Here is a 15254-nt window from a genome sequence, read left to right on the forward strand (position 1 = left end):
TCGTTTTGTTCATATAAAAATCTCCTTATGATAAAAAGATATTTTATCATAAGGATCATCCTATTATATACCGGAATATATTTCCTAGCTCTTGTTTTTTCTAAAGTTGACGACATTGACTGTGCACTGCCAAACTGAAATTATATTAAAGAGTCTTCTTTAAGTAACTTATATAATGTAGGATTAAAATTAAACTCTTTTATCAATCTATTAACTTCTTCTATTGCTTTTTCTCTTTTTTCTTTAGATACATTTCCCTTTGATGCTCTTATTAAAATATTTTTTGGTGAATGTGCTATATCAATAAATTCTAATAATTGCGTTTTATACCCTACTGCTTCTAATAAGTTTCCTCTTACAGAATCAGTCATCAATGCTGCTATTCTTTCTTGTATTATTCCGTATTTAGTTAATATAGAAAAATTATCAGATTTCATGTCTCTGTTAAATTCATGTTGACAGCAAGGCACTGAGAAAATCATTTTACTATTCCACTTTATAGCATTATATAATGCATAATCTGTAGCTGTATCACAGGCATGAAGAGTTATTACCATATCAACTTTGTTATTATATTTGAAACCATTTATATCTCCAAGTTCAAAATGCAGATTTTCATAATTATATGATTTTGCTATATCATTGCATTTCTTAATAACATCTTTTTTAAGATCTAACCCTATCATCTTTACTTTTATATTTTTAATTTTCACAAAATAATAATATAGTACAAAAGTTAAATATGATTTACCACATCCAAAGTCTAAAATAGTAAGTTCTTTATAATCATTTTTCTTTATTTCATCATCTATTATCTCAACGAATCTGTTTATTTGCTTATATTTATCGTATTTAGATTTTACTACTTTTCCTTCCTTTGTAAATACTCCTAAGTCTATTAATGGTTCTATTATCATTCCTTCTTTAAGGATATAATTTTTTTCTTTATTATGACTTTTATTTACCATCTTTGCATTGTCACTTTTTCTTTTGCTTAGATGAACCTTTCCTTTTTTAGATATTTTCAAATCAAAAGTAGTAGTTTCTGACCATGCTGAAACTTGTTTATAGTTATTTTCTATTTTTTCTATTAATTTCTCTTCTAATTGTGATTTATCTATATTTTCATGAAACACTTGTTTATCTGTAAACTTCTCTATTTGATAATATTGTTTATTATTTTTTTCTTTAAGAGCAATGTTTATTTTATTATATTTAACATCTTTATTTGCCTTATTGCTTATAACGACCTTAATAATATTTTCTTCTAATATTTCTTTAATTGCCTCTGCTAAAACTGACATTTTACCACACCTTATTATTTTTTTACGTAACACTATTATATATACTACATCTTAAAATTACAATTTACAATTATTCATTTCACAATGTTGTATTAGTAACTAATAATTCATAACTATCAATACTTTTATATCTGTGCATTATCGTATCTTCTTCATAAAAAAACTGCCACAGTCTTTTCCGCGGCAGTCTCCATCTTAATCGAAAATATCCATTATTTATTCTGCATTATATCTCTTAATAACTCTGGATAATCAGTAAATAAGCCATCTACTTTTAAGGATATTAACTTTCTCATATGGACAGGATTATTTACTGTATATATATTAACAGCAATATGATTTTCTTTTGCTTCTTTTATTAAATCTTCTGTAACCAGTCTTATGCTAGGATGAATTGCATCAGCTTTAAGGCACTTTGCATATTCAATAACATTTTCGATATCTTCATCATACAAAATTCCAGTCTTTATAGTTTCATCAATTTCCTTGCATCTCTTTACAGCTTTATGATTAAAACTAGATAAAATAACTCTCTCTTGCAAATTATACTTTTTTACTAATTTAATAGTATCTTCTTCTATATTAAGATAGTCTACTTCATCATTTTTTATCTCTATATTTAATAATACATCACTTTCTTTAACTAACTTTAATACTTCTTCTAATGTTGGTATCCTACATTTCTCATTATCTTCAAAAAGCTTTCTTCTATTTCTCAACTTCAAAAGATCATTAAAATTAAAGTCCTTTATTAGTCCTTTTCCTAAAAAAGTTCGTTCCACATCCTCATCATGTATAACAACAAGAATATTGTCTTTTGTCTTATGAACATCTAGTTCTATTCCTGTAGCCCCTATCTTAATAGCATTTTCAAAAGCTAATAATGTATTTTCTGGGTAATCATTGCTAGCTCCTCTATGAGCAAAATTAATCATAACATCACCTCTTTAAATCCATTATAATACTATTTCTATAAAAGTGAATTCTAAAATCTTCTTCTATAGCCACATCTTTTGCATAAATCTTCAACGGCTGTTCTATTTGAAAATCCATCATACAACTTTACAGCTCTTTCACCTTCTAGTATTTCATCTAAAGTATCTTCTAATATATTTCCTAATTTTATATTTCCTTCACTATCTAAACAACAAGGTACAACAGTACCATCTACCAATACTCCTAGTTGATCCCTTAATCCATAACAAAAACCTTTATCTCCTATAATATTTGCATCAGTACTTGGCCAGCTAAACTTTTCTGCTGCATGTAAATATATTCGATCTCCAATTTTGGCTTTTTTATCTTTATCTATTTTTTCTTTTAAGTCATAATTAAGATTAAACTTTTCTTCTATTATTCTAAAAATCTCGATATTTCTATCGTTTTCTCCTTTCAAATCAACACTATCTAAATTCCATAGTCTTAATGCTGAAATTATATTAGTATTGTCACTACAATACTCAGCAAAATTAAGTACCTCTTCCACATATTCATTAAAATTTACTGCTACATCATTAGCTTCAAAACTGTGCAATGATATATTAACTTGTCTTAAAGCCTTTGCTTTGTATAATATCGTTTTTACTTTATTAAGTAGTGTCCCATTTGTTGTTATATTCACCTTAAATCCTGCTTCTCTACTAAGTTCTAAAAATTTTTCTATATTAGGATTTAAAAGTGGTTCTCCCATAAGATGAAAATATATATAATCTGTATAAGGTTTTATTTCCTTTAAAATATGTGAAAAAGTTTCTTCATCCATAAATTTTAACTGTCTTTTAGTCTTCGGACAAAAGTTACAACTTAAATTACATACATTTGTTATTTCTATATAAATTCTTTTGAATCTTTTCATAGATATCTCCTATCATTAATGCTGTCTTTAAATATCTTATATCATACGTAATTGAATAGTTTCTGTCAATAACAACAAAAGAGCTCATATTCCACATTATACTATAATAAAAAGAAACTATTGCTAACAAATTTTATTTATTGGCAATAGCTTCTAATTCATGTTTCATAAACAATATTATTTCTTTTTATTTTTTATAGACATAATAATTGATAGGCACAATCCAATAAAAGCAAACAGATTTAAAGCTAAAACTGCAGTTCTAAATCCATAAGCTACTGAACCTTCTACAGATCCTAATGTTGCTAATACTTTGCTCTGAGATGATGACATTATCCCAATAAATACTGCAGAACCTATCGCTGCTGCTACTTGTTGAAGTGTATTTAGAATTGCTACTCCATGTGGATAATACTGTTTTGGTAATATATTTAAAGCACTTGTTTGAGAAATAGATAAAGTGCATCCAATTCCAATACAAACTATAGCGTATGTAATCACAATCTTTAATAATCCTGTTTCAGTCCCTACTGTTGATAAAATAAATAAAGCAACTGTGATTATAGCAAAACCTGTAGGTATAAGAATTCGTGAACCAATTTTATCATATAACCTTCCTCCAATAAGTGATACACATCCATTACATAATGTTGCTGGAAGTAACACTAAAGCAGCTAAAAAAGTAGTAGTTTTTAAGGCACCTTGAAGAAATATCGGAAGCATAACATTCATAGTAAATACAGTCATCATAGAAATCATTACAAGAATAACCCCAATAGAGAATAACGGAAATTTAAACGTGCGTATTTCAAGCATAGGTTCTTTCAATGATAATTGACGGAAACAAAATACTGTAAATGCAATAATGCCAACAGCAAATATTAAAACAGTAGAAATTATATTTTCACCTCCACTAAAAGTGCTTAGTCCATATATAATTCCCCCAACACCTAATGTTGATAATATAATTGATAAAATATCCAGTTTAGGTTTTGTAAGTTCTGATAAGTTTACAAGATATACATATCCCAATATCATGCAAATCACTATAATTGGAATTAATATTATAAATAGTACATGCCAACTAAAATATTGCAATAAATATCCTGATATTGTTGGTCCAAGGGCTGGTCCAAGTTGCACTGCACAAACACCTACCCCCATCACTGAACCATGTTTTTCTGGTGGTGTTACCATTAAAATTGAATTCATCATAATAGGAATCATCATTCCTGTCCCTATTGCTTGTACCATTCTTGATATAAGCAACATAAAAAATACCTTTGAACAAGCCGCCGATATAGTCCCAATTAAAAGAAATGCCATAGCTCCAAGATATAATTTTTTAGTTTCAAAAGATTGTATTAGAAATGCTGTAACTGGAACCATTACTGAAACTACTATCATATAACCAGTAACAATCCATTGTATTGTCGCTGCTGTTACTTTCATTTCATCCATAAGAGTATTTAATGCAACGTTTAATATAGTTTCATTAAATACTCCTATAAAAGCACTAAATACTAATACTGATAAAATTATTTTCGTATTATCTTTCACTATTGGTTTTTTAATACTTTCCACAAAAAATCCTCCTCTTTATGTTAATAAAAAAACGAGCAGTTATAATAACTGGATTTACGTTATTATAACTACTCGTTACATTTATATTATATATTAATTTTTCAATATTTTTCAAACACTTTTTTAATAGTTACTTATTATTTTTCAACCACATAATAGCACTATATGCATGGATAGCTGCTCCTGTTGGTAATATATCTTCATTAAAAACAACTTGTTTGCTATGCATTGGTTCTCCATACAAAGTATTTTCCTGTTTTGTCCCTGCACCTAACATAACATATAAGCTTGGTACTTCATATGAATAAGAAGCAAAATCTTCTGAACCCATTCCCCCAGCTTCAAATAAAACAACTGCTCTTTCTCCCACTAGATCTTTCATATAATTAGTAACTTCATGAGCTAACTTATTATCATTAGCTAGTGGTGGCACTGAAGCTAATTCAATTAGTTCTGCCTCGCCTCTAAACATCTTAGCAGTAGCAGTAACTATATCATTAATTCTGTTAAATATAAACTCTCCCACTTCTTTGTTTAAACTTCTAATAGTACCTTCCATAATAACTTCACCTGGTATTATGTTTGCTGCATCTCCTCCAGAGAACTTACCTATTGTTACCACTGCAGAATTAGTTGCAGATATTTCTCTACTTGTTATTTCTTGAAGCGCTATGTATATATGTGCTGCTATATTTATCGGATCTACACCAGTTTCTGGCATAGCACCATGACAACCAGCTCCCTTTACAACTATTCTAAACTTGTTACATCCTGCAATACTAGTTCCTAATCCACATAATACTACATTGGAAGGTGTTCCTGAATGTACATGCATTGCCATTGCTGCATCAACCTTAGGATTTTCAAGCACTCCTGCTTTCAGCATCTTTTTAGCTCCAGTAAATCCTTCCTCATCCGGTTGAAATACTAACTTAACAGTACCTTCTATATCATCTTGATTTTCTCTTAATAGCTTAGCTGCGCCTAAAAGCATAGCTGTATGCATATCATGACCACAAGCATGCATACATCCATTATTTGACTTGAATTCACATTCAGTAGCTTCCTTTACTGGTAATGCATCCATATCTGCTCTTAATAAAAATGTCTTACCAGGCTTTTTTCCTTCTATTGTAGCTACTATTCCACTTTCACATATTTCCTTAGGATCATATCCTAATTTTCTTAACTCTTCCATAACATAAGCTTTTGTTTTAGGAAGAGTATCTCCTACTTCAGGATTACTATGAAGAGTTCTTCTATAATTAATTATATCATCCTTTATTGATGTAGCTTGTTCCATAAACTTATTCATAATTTCACCTCATTTATCTTTAGATTTAAATCTATTATTTACATATTTAATTATATATATGTTTTAAAAATGTTTCTATATATCCATTAATAACTTTTATTTAACAAATTATAAATATTTTTTTCTTTTAAAAATCCATATACAAAATATTACTATAATTGAACTGATAATTATTATAACAGGATACCCATATTTCCAGTGTAACTCCGGCATATTTACAAAATTCATACCATACCATCCTGTAATAAGTGACAACGGGAAAAATATCGCTGTTATAATTGTTATGATCATCATAGTTTCATTTTGCTTAGCACTTAGCTGTGATTGATATATTTCTCTTACTTGAACAGAATATTCTCTTAAAATATGCACTTCGTTTTTTAATCTTCCTACTCTAGCACCAAAAAGATCAAACAGTCTTTCTTCTTCTTCATCAAATAACTTATACTCATTTGTTTGTAATGTAGTAACTACATCTTCTAGCTGACTATAATAATATGTAAAAGGCGTTGTCTTATTTCTGAAATCAATTATCTTTTTATTGAAATCTTCTATTTTTCCATCTAGCACTAACGCCTCTAAATTTGAAATATAATCTTCCAACTTATCTATATATAACAAGTCATTGTATATAAAATGTTCTAGGAAAGATACAAATACTCTTCCTATTTTGTTAGAATTATAAGTTTTCTTTCCTTGCATCTTTCCAATACACCTATTAATAAAATTATTATCATCTATAAATACAATACCTTTATTCCAAATCAAAAAAGAAAAACTATGCTTTTGTTTTTTCTTTTTTTTATTTGGTATAGAAAATGTTCCACTTATATACTTTTCATAAACCTCAACTTTACAAAACCTATTATTATTGCTTGGAAAAATCTTTGCTGACTTTATTTCATCTGGAAAAGTATATTTACAAATCTCTTTTTCAGTAAATACTGCCACTGTGTTTTCCCAGCTTGTTGAAATGTCAGACGCCATCTTTTCTAAATCTCTATCTATAAAATAAAACATTACTACCATAACCTCTCTATAAATTAATAAATAAAAGGAAAGCGGTAATATCCTCAAAACGAAACTATACTTCTTTTCAAGAATGCTACCGCTATACTTATATAAAATACTATTATAATTTTTCTATTAGAATAACATTAAGCCTGCATAACAAATAATACCCATTAACACAACAAATAATAAATAGAAACGAATAGCTTTAGACATAATTTTGCTTTCTAAACCTGGTTTATTAATTGCAGCAATAGCAATGGCTATACTTTGTGGTGAAATCATCTTACCAGCATCAGCACCTGCAGAGTTAGCAGCACAAAGCCATGTTGGATCCATATTTAATGTTTGAGCAGTGTGTAATTGTAAACCACCGAAAAGTACACTTGATGAAGTACCACTTCCAGTAACAAAACTTCCCACAGAACCAATTAATGGTGCTACTAATGGATAAAGTCCTCCTGTAATAGAAACAATTATACTAGCTATACTATCAATCATTCCACTATAACCCATAATCTTAGCAGCAGCCATAATAGATGCTATAGTAAGAACTGTTTTAGACATTTGTTTAACACTAGCTACAAATACACCACCAATTTCTTTAAAAGAAGCCTTTTGGATCTTACCACCAATAATAGCTGCTAAGAAAATTAGAATACCTGGTGTTACAATCCAACTAAATACTGTATCTGAACCACCTTTACCTTGATAGATACGTACAGAAGTCTTAACAGCTCCTAAAGTATTATGAACAATTGGAACAGCCTTAGATGTAATAACTAATAATACAAATATTAAAATAAATGGACTCCATGCACAAAGAGCTTCCTTAAGTGTAGTCTTTGTATTAGTCATCTCTTCTGGAAGATCCATCTTATATTCAGCTGGAACTTCCTTCTTGCTTAATTTACTAATTAAGATTATAACTGCCATAGCACAAATAGAACCTAAAATATTAGCAAGTTCAGCTCCCATAAATTTAGCTGCTAACATTTGTGGAATTGAAAAAGCAAGTCCACTTGCAAGGGTAGCAGGTAACACTCCCTTTAATGCTTTTACAGATTTACCTGTTAGAATAACCATAAGGAATGGTGTTAATATAACTAATGGTGCTATTTGTACAGTAGTAGCAAATGCAACTTTCATTACATCAAGTTCAGTAATATTAGCTAAAGTAATAGTTGGAATACCTATTGACCCAAAAGCAGTTGGAGTAGCATTAGCAACTAAGCAAACAACTGCAGCAAATATTGGTTCAAATCCTAATCCACAAAGAATACCTGCTGGGATTGCAACTGCAGTTCCGAAACCTGCCATACCTTCCATGAAACCACCGAATCCCCAAGCAATAATTAATACTAAAATACGCTTATCGCAAGATACAGTAGTAAGCATACGCTTAATTACTTCCATAGCTCCTGTATGAAGGCATAAGTTGTAAGTGAAAATGGCTGCGATGATAACTAGGGAAATCGGCCATAATGCCATTACGATACCTTCCAATCCTGCAGTAAGCATATTAACAGAATCCATGTGCCATACTATTGCTGCAAGAATTGCAGAAATAACAAGAGTAATAGGACATGCAATGTGACCTGGCATTTTTAAACCAGTAAGTGCTATTATAAGCCATATAATTGGTAAAATAGCAAGAAAGAACATAATTACTTCATTCATGATATAATTCTCCTTTGTTTTTCAAAATATTTAAAACCGGCAGGAGTGTCGATTTTCCTCATACATTTTTTTATTATACCACCATTTTTTTCTGCTATGAAGTCCATTTACCAAAGTAGTCATATTGTGACAATACTTTTATTATTTTTGAAATTAATTACATTTTTTATCAATATTTTTGAATAGGTAAAATATCTTTATTACCTATATAAAACTATTATACTTAAGTGTTGATTTAAGATTACTAAAACAACTTATTCTATATCTAAAACTTAAAATTATATTCTAATTTATAGCACCTTCTTACAAAAAAAGAACTACCACAATCATTTTTCTTGTAGCAGTTCTTTCTTTTATTATTATAACAAGAGAGATTTTAATTAATACTTATTACGGAATTAATTCACTTATGCTTTTATAAATTTTCACCGTTAGATTTTATAACTTCTTTATACCAATTAAAACTTTTCTTCTTTCTTCTTTCTAAAGTTCCATTACCTTCATTATCTTTATCAACATATATAAATCCATAACGCTTTTTCATTTCACCTGTAGATGCTGAAACAATATCTATACATCCCCATGGTGTATACCCTATTATATTTACACCATCTAAAATAGACTCTTTCATAGCTAATACATGTTCTTTTAAGTATTGAATTCTATAATCATCATCTATTGAACCATCTTCTTTTACTATATCATTAGCACCTAATCCATTTTCAACAATAAATAACGGTTTTTGATATCTATCATGAAGACTATTGCAAGTTATTCTTAGTCCTTCTGGATCTATTTGCCAACCCCATTCTGAAACATTTAGATATGGATTTCTTACAGATTTAAATGCATTTCCTGATGTCTTACCATTTAATATTTCTGGATCAACAGAAGCACATCTACTTGAATAATAACTAAATCCAATAAAATCAACAGTATTCTCTTTTAGAATCTTTTCATCTTCTGGTTCCATTACTATTTCAATATTGTTTTCTCTAAAAAATCTCTTTGCATATCCTGGATATTCTCCCCTTGACTGAACATCTATAAATAAAAGATTTTTTCTATCTTGTCTCTTTGCTTCCATTACATCTTTTGGATTACATGAATATGGATAAAACTCTCCTGCTGCAAGCATACATCCTACCATAGAATTCGGCATCATCTCATGAGCAAGTTTTGTAGCTAGTGCACTTGCTATTAATTCATGATGTGCTGATTGATACATAACTTGAAGTCTATTATCTCCCTCTTCAAATCTAACACCAGCGCCTAAGAATGGTAAATGTAATATCATATTTATTTCATTAAAAGTCATCCAGTACTTAACTTTATCCTTATATCTTTCAAATATTACTTTGCAATAATTTAAATAGAAATCTACAAATTTTCTATTTTTCCATCCTCCGAATTTTTCTATTATCCCAATAGGAGTATCAAAATGACATATCGTTACTATAGGTTCAATACCATATTTAATCATTTCATCAAACATTGAATCATAAAATTTTAACCCCTCTTCATTTGGTATTTCTTCATCTCCATTTGGGAAAATTCTTGACCATGCTATAGATATTCTAAGACATTTAAAGCCCATTTCTGAAAATAATGCAATGTCCTCCTTATATTTGTGATAAAAATCTATTGCTTCATGTGAAGGATAAAACTCATCTTCCCTGATTTTTAATTCACCAATATTTCCTTTCATAACATCTAATCTATTTTTACCAGCGGGGCAAAGGTCAACTGTTGTTAACCCTTTACCTCCTTCTCTGTATCCACCTTCACATTGATTGGCTGCTAATGCTCCACCCCATAAAAATCCTTCTGGAAAACCTAAATTCATAATATATACCTCCAAAATCTATTACTTAACAAGTGTTATTAATTGTTCTCTTTCTTTTACTTCTAATCCAACTTTTTCTGAGCCTATTATATCAGAATAATCTCCGGTATTAGTTATTATAACTGGTGTAATAACATCATATCCTGCTTTCTTTATTGCATTAATATCAAATTCTAATAGCAAATCTCCTTTTTTAATAGAATCTCCAGCTTTAACTTTTGCATTAAAATGTTTTCCTTTTAAATTTACAGTATCTATTCCCACATGAATTAAAATTTCTGCTCCATCATTTGACTTAATTCCGATAGCATGTTTTGTATCAAAGATAGCTGAAATCACTCCATCTACTGGTGAAACAACTCTTCCTTCTTGTGGTATTATAGCAATGCCGTTTCCCATCATGCCTTCTGCAAACATTGGATCACTAACTTCACTTAATTGCACACATCTTCCACTTAGTGGAGAATGTACTGCTGTATCTTTAGTAGTAGATTCTACTACTTTTTCTTCACTATTTTCCTCCACTACATCTTCAAATCCAACAAAATATGTAACTACAAATGAAACTACAAATGCTATAGCTGCTCCGATACATGCAAATATTATATTTCTAAATCCGTCAGTACCAATATATCCTGGAAGAGCTAAAAGTCCTGGTGAACCTGATGTATATCTACCTACACCAAAGATTCCTAAGAATAATCCTGATACTCCCCCACCAATCATAACACCAATTAATGGTCTCTTTAACTTAAGTGTAACACCATACATAGCTGGTTCTGTAATACCGCAAACACCTGTAATACCTGCTGATGTTGCTAATTGTTTAAGTTCTGAATTCTTTGTTTTACAAGCTACTGCAAGAGATGCTGCTCCTTGTGCGATATTAGACCCAAGCATACCAGGTCCTACTACTGTATCAAATCCAGCTGTAGCTAAATTATTTATACCAATAGGAATTAATCCATAATGCATACCTGTCATTACTAATAATGGTGAAAATGTACCTACGATAAATGGAACTAACCAATTTGCATACTTATTTAAAAATTCTATTCCAGCTGAGATTCCATTACCACAAACATTACCAATAGGTCCTAGTACTATTAATGTTCCAAGTCCAGCAACTACTAATGTAATTAATGGTTTTGTAAAAAACTTTATTGCCTTTGGTGAAACTTTATCTGCTATTGGTTCAACAAAAGACATTAACCATACACCTAAAATTATTGGAATAACAGATGAAGAATATGTTGCTATTGTCACAGGAATTCCTAAAAATTTAATTCCTTCTCCTGTTGTTTTTGCTACATCCACCATAGCTGAAAAATTAGGATGAAGTAATACTGCTGCTAGTGTCATTGCCATATAAGTGTTACATTTAAACTTCTTTGCTGCAGAGTTTGCAAGCAAGAATGGTAAGAAATAAAATGCTGCATCTGCCATGAAATTTAAAATTGAATAAGTCTGACTGCTTGTACTAATCACTTTAAAACTTACTAGTAAAGCCATAACAGCTTTTAACATTCCTGCACCAGTTATTGCTGGTATAATCGGTGTAAATATACCTGCTATTGTATCTAATACTTTTACTACTGCATTTTTATTATCTTCCTCTACAGCTGCTGTATTATCCTGTAGATTAGCTAAATCATTTATTTCCTTGCATACGTTAGCAACATCACTACCTATAATAACTTGATATTGCCCACCTTTATTAACAACTCCCATAACACCTTTTGTCTTTTTCAATATATCACTATTGGCTTTACTATCATCTTTAAGATTAAATCTTAATCTTGTAGCACAATTAGTTAATGATAAAATATTTTCTTTTCCGCCAACATTTTTTATAATTTCTACTGCCAAGTTCCTGTAATTCATTTTACCCATCCTCCTTAAAACTTTTATCTTTTGCTAATGATATTGTTTACATTTTTATTGTAATCGTTTATCATATATTCATCAATACTATATTTAATATGATAATTATAGTTTCTATCTATGATTAAATTAGGGGGTATTATTTTGTTAGAACTTAGATTATTAAACTATTTCCTTGTACTTTCTGAAGAGCTTCATTATACAAAGGCAGCAGAACGTCTACATATATCTCAACCAACACTAAGCAATCAAATAAAAATATTAGAAAATATCATGGGAGCTAAACTTTTTAAATATGTTTCTAAAAAAACTGTTTTAACAGAAGAAGGGAAAATTCTACAAGACCATGCCTATAAGATATTATTTGATATTGAGCAAACAAAATCAGATATAAAAAATTATGCTGGTAAATCAAGAACACAAATAAAAATTGGCGCTTCAGGATGCCATTTAATATTAGTTCCATGCTCAAATTTTAATAAACTACATAAAAATATATTATTAACTATGGAAGAACATAGTAGCCAAACTATTGTAGATGATGTTAGAAATGGAAAGTTAGATATAGGTATTATCTATTCTTCTATTGAAGATTCTTCAATTCATTCAGAAGTTCTGAGCATAGACCCATATTTAGCTACTGTACCACTAGAGTCAAAACTTTCAAATTATGACTCCATAAAGCTAAAAGATTTAACCTCTGAACCTCTAGTTTTGTTACCTAAATTTTCTGCATCAAGAAAAAATATTGATAAAGCTTTTAGTGTGATAAATCATACATGTACACCAATTATTCAAGTAGCAAATTTAACTTCCTGTATTGCATTAGTTGAAAAATCAGATAATGTCAGTATATTGCCAAAATCATTTTTAAACTCTATAGACAATATTAATTTTAAATCAATATCCATTGAAGATTATGCACCTATACAAACTATTAATCTAATTTATAGAAAAGATTTATTTTTAGATTCTGTTTTAATGGACTTATTGAAAATTATTAGAGATTTTTATAAAACTAACTAATAAACATTTAAATGTATCAATCCTTTTTAATATTTTAATAAAATTATTATATTTATATCCATCCTAAAATATATTTTAAGATGGATATAAAAGTGTGGAGCTGGTTTTATGAATAATATTATTGATTTATTAATTATTGGAGGAGGTCCAGCAGGACTTATGACTGCAAAAACTGCAATTGAATTAGGGTTAAAAGTTACACTTGTTGAGAAAAATAAGGACTTTCAACAATTACGAAGAGCATGTTCTGCTCAATTTATTCTTAACGATGGATATGAAAATGAATTTATTAATTTAAAAGATGAAAAAATATTGTTTACAAAAAATAATTTTGAAGTTACTTATACTGGAAAACTAGTTAAAGTAAAAAATAAATATTATACATCTCCAAAAGGTCACAGAATTCATTTTGCTCTTCCTAATCCAAAAGCATTTGCCGTAAAGTTTGATAAGCAAAAACTTCTTTATGACTTATATAATGAATGTGTAAATTTAGGTGTTGATGTTAGAATGTCAACTTTGGCATGTGGCGGTTCTGACAAAGGTAATTATGTAAGTGTAGATCTTAAAGGAAATACAACTTATACTTTAAATGCTAAAAAAGTTGTCATTGCTGAAGGTGCAAATGCAAAGTTAACTGGATTATTTGGTCTTAATAAAGGACGTGTTCTCCACGGCACCCCCCTTGTCTTCAGTTGCATTGTAGAAGGTGCCACTGGATTTGAACCACAAAGCTGGAATCAATTTTATGGCAGCAAATATCACCCTTTTGCAGAAGTAATCATCGAATCTGCTATTGAAGGCACTGATGCTATTGAAATTACAATTATGGGTACTAAAGCTTTAAGACCTGATGTTCTTTTTAAAAAATTTATTAAAAACAGTCCAATGAAACATAACTTTACTAACTCTCATATCATAGAAAAAAGAGGTTGCTCCCTTAAATCTTATGATTCACTTAAAAAACCATACATTGATAATGTACTTGTAATTGGTGATAGTGCAGCTCACGTAGAAGTTATTGTTCAAGGTGCCTTAATGTGTGGTTATCATGCAGCTAATGCTATAAAAGATGAACTTATGGGTATAAATGGTTTTGAGAAATATACAAACTGGTGGAATAAATCATTTGATTTCAACCATACTGATCCTTTCGAATTCGTTAATCTATATAGCAGTTTAGCTATGAGACCAAAGTACTCTGATGAAGAACTTGACTATATGTTTTCTTTGCTTGAAGGTACACCGATTTGCGGGAACTTTAGTCAATTCGAGGTTCCTAAAAATATATGGAAAGTAATTTTATCACATAAAAATCAAATTCAAAATGAAAACCCCATTCTATTTGATAAGATAAAGAAAATCGATAAGTTAAACCAAGAAGGAAAACTTAATTAATATTTTATTATTTAAATGAGCTGTTGCACAAAGGAGTTAGGTATAAGAGTGCGGCAGTTTTTTTAGCAAAATAGAATCATAGGACACAGGTATGATGGCACAAGGCACAGGTTAAGTGTTGCTAACAACTTTTCACTTTAATGCGACACCTACTTTAAATAAATTTATAAGTCTATTATATTGCTTGTTCCAAAAAACACTTTATTGAAAAATTCTTTAGTTACATCACTACCCATGATAGCCTTAAAAACATTAGTAGATACGCCTCCTTTATCAACTAATCCATCTGTATATTTCTTAGTAATTTCCCACTTCAAAAATAATAACTATATATACTATACGCAATTTTTA

General features: G+C 29.5%; 12 protein-coding genes. 2 read left to right on the forward strand and 10 right to left on the reverse strand.

Annotated features, from left to right (window positions below):
- Positions 1–140 precede the first annotated feature (140 nt).
- The 9 genes from KQI30_RS04155 to KQI30_RS04195 all read right to left on the reverse strand — a co-directional run bounded on the left by KQI30_RS04155 (position 141) and on the right by KQI30_RS04195 (position 12479).
- Positions 141–1304 (reverse strand): class I SAM-dependent methyltransferase, encoded by a 1164-nt coding sequence (locus KQI30_RS04155; protein ID WP_216461964.1) that lies wholly within the window; start codon positions 1302–1304, stop codon positions 141–143.
- Positions 1305–1516: 212 nt separating this feature from the next.
- On the reverse strand, positions 1517–2239 hold the full coding sequence (locus tag KQI30_RS04160) for a glycerophosphodiester phosphodiesterase (RefSeq protein ID WP_216461965.1): 723 nt from the start codon (positions 2237–2239) through the stop codon (positions 1517–1519).
- 50 nt (positions 2240–2289) lie between these two features.
- Positions 2290–3159 (reverse strand): radical SAM/SPASM domain-containing protein, encoded by an 870-nt coding sequence (locus tag KQI30_RS04165; protein ID WP_216461967.1) that lies wholly within the window; start codon positions 3157–3159, stop codon positions 2290–2292.
- Positions 3160–3336: 177 nt separating this feature from the next.
- The gene (locus KQI30_RS04170; RefSeq protein WP_216461969.1) at positions 3337–4743 is read right to left on the reverse strand and encodes a DHA2 family efflux MFS transporter permease subunit; all 1407 of its coding nucleotides are present in this window, start codon (positions 4741–4743) and stop codon (positions 3337–3339) included.
- A gap of 130 nt (positions 4744–4873) precedes the next feature.
- On the reverse strand, positions 4874–6058 hold the full coding sequence (locus KQI30_RS04175; protein ID WP_216461971.1) for a M20 metallopeptidase family protein: 1185 nt from the start codon (positions 6056–6058) through the stop codon (positions 4874–4876).
- A 108-nt stretch (positions 6059–6166) separates the two neighbouring features.
- On the reverse strand, positions 6167–7078 hold the full coding sequence (locus tag KQI30_RS04180; RefSeq protein ID WP_216461972.1) for a magnesium transporter CorA family protein: 912 nt from the start codon (positions 7076–7078) through the stop codon (positions 6167–6169).
- Between the two features lie 126 nt (positions 7079–7204).
- Positions 7205–8749 carry an L-lactate permease gene (locus KQI30_RS04185; protein WP_216461974.1) on the reverse strand — a complete coding sequence of 515 codons (1545 nt, stop codon included), beginning with the start codon at positions 8747–8749 and terminating at the stop codon, positions 7205–7207.
- A 415-nt stretch (positions 8750–9164) separates the two neighbouring features.
- Positions 9165–10595 (reverse strand): 6-phospho-beta-glucosidase, encoded by a 1431-nt coding sequence (locus tag KQI30_RS04190; protein WP_216461975.1) that lies wholly within the window; start codon positions 10593–10595, stop codon positions 9165–9167.
- Positions 10596–10616: 21 nt separating this feature from the next.
- Positions 10617–12479 carry a beta-glucoside-specific PTS transporter subunit IIABC gene (locus KQI30_RS04195; protein WP_216461977.1) on the reverse strand — a complete coding sequence of 621 codons (1863 nt, stop codon included), beginning with the start codon at positions 12477–12479 and terminating at the stop codon, positions 10617–10619.
- A 144-nt stretch (positions 12480–12623) separates the two neighbouring features.
- On the opposite strand from KQI30_RS04195, the gene KQI30_RS04200 reads away from it, so the two are divergent.
- Together KQI30_RS04200 and KQI30_RS04205 are read left to right on the forward strand one after the other, a co-directional pair.
- Entirely contained in the window at positions 12624–13505 is an 882-nt protein-coding gene (locus tag KQI30_RS04200; RefSeq protein ID WP_216461978.1) for a LysR family transcriptional regulator, read from the forward strand.
- Positions 13506–13613: 108 nt separating this feature from the next.
- A complete protein-coding gene (locus KQI30_RS04205) occupies positions 13614–14903 on the forward strand; it encodes an NAD(P)/FAD-dependent oxidoreductase (RefSeq protein ID WP_216461979.1) in 1290 nt (429 codons plus the stop codon).
- Positions 14904–15067: 164 nt separating this feature from the next.
- Here KQI30_RS04205 and KQI30_RS04210 read toward each other — a convergent pair whose 3' ends face one another.
- On the reverse strand, positions 15068–15220 hold the full coding sequence (locus tag KQI30_RS04210) for a hypothetical protein (protein ID WP_253287377.1): 153 nt from the start codon (positions 15218–15220) through the stop codon (positions 15068–15070).
- Positions 15221–15254: the final 34 nt, after the last annotated feature.

Origin of the sequence: Clostridium bornimense, from assembly GCF_018917145.1 — a bacterium.
Classification (GTDB): Bacteria; Bacillota; Clostridia; order Clostridiales; family Clostridiaceae; genus Clostridium_AN; species Clostridium_AN bornimense_A.

Bases quoted from the DNA above. Each gene is read 5' to 3' on its own strand.
- KQI30_RS04190 (WP_216461975.1), bottom strand. From the start codon at position 10,595: ATGAATTTAGGTTTTCCAGAAGGATTTTTATGGGGTGGAGCATTAGCA.
- KQI30_RS04185 (WP_216461974.1), bottom strand. From the start codon at position 8,749: ATGAATGAAGTAATTATGTTCTTTCTTGCTATTTTACCAATTATATGG.
- KQI30_RS04195 (WP_216461977.1), bottom strand. From the start codon at position 12,479: ATGAATTACAGGAACTTGGCAGTAGAAATTATAAAAAATGTTGGCGGA.
- KQI30_RS04160 (WP_216461965.1), bottom strand. From the start codon at position 2,239: ATGATTAATTTTGCTCATAGAGGAGCTAGCAATGATTACCCAGAAAAT.
- KQI30_RS04155 (WP_216461964.1), bottom strand. From the start codon at position 1,304: ATGTCAGTTTTAGCAGAGGCAATTAAAGAAATATTAGAAGAAAATATT.
- KQI30_RS04205 (WP_216461979.1), top strand. From the start codon at position 13,614: ATGAATAATATTATTGATTTATTAATTATTGGAGGAGGTCCAGCAGGA.
- KQI30_RS04180 (WP_216461972.1), bottom strand. From the start codon at position 7,078: ATGTTTTATTTTATAGATAGAGATTTAGAAAAGATGGCGTCTGACATT.
- KQI30_RS04175 (WP_216461971.1), bottom strand. From the start codon at position 6,058: ATGAATAAGTTTATGGAACAAGCTACATCAATAAAGGATGATATAATT.
- KQI30_RS04165 (WP_216461967.1), bottom strand. From the start codon at position 3,159: ATGAAAAGATTCAAAAGAATTTATATAGAAATAACAAATGTATGTAAT.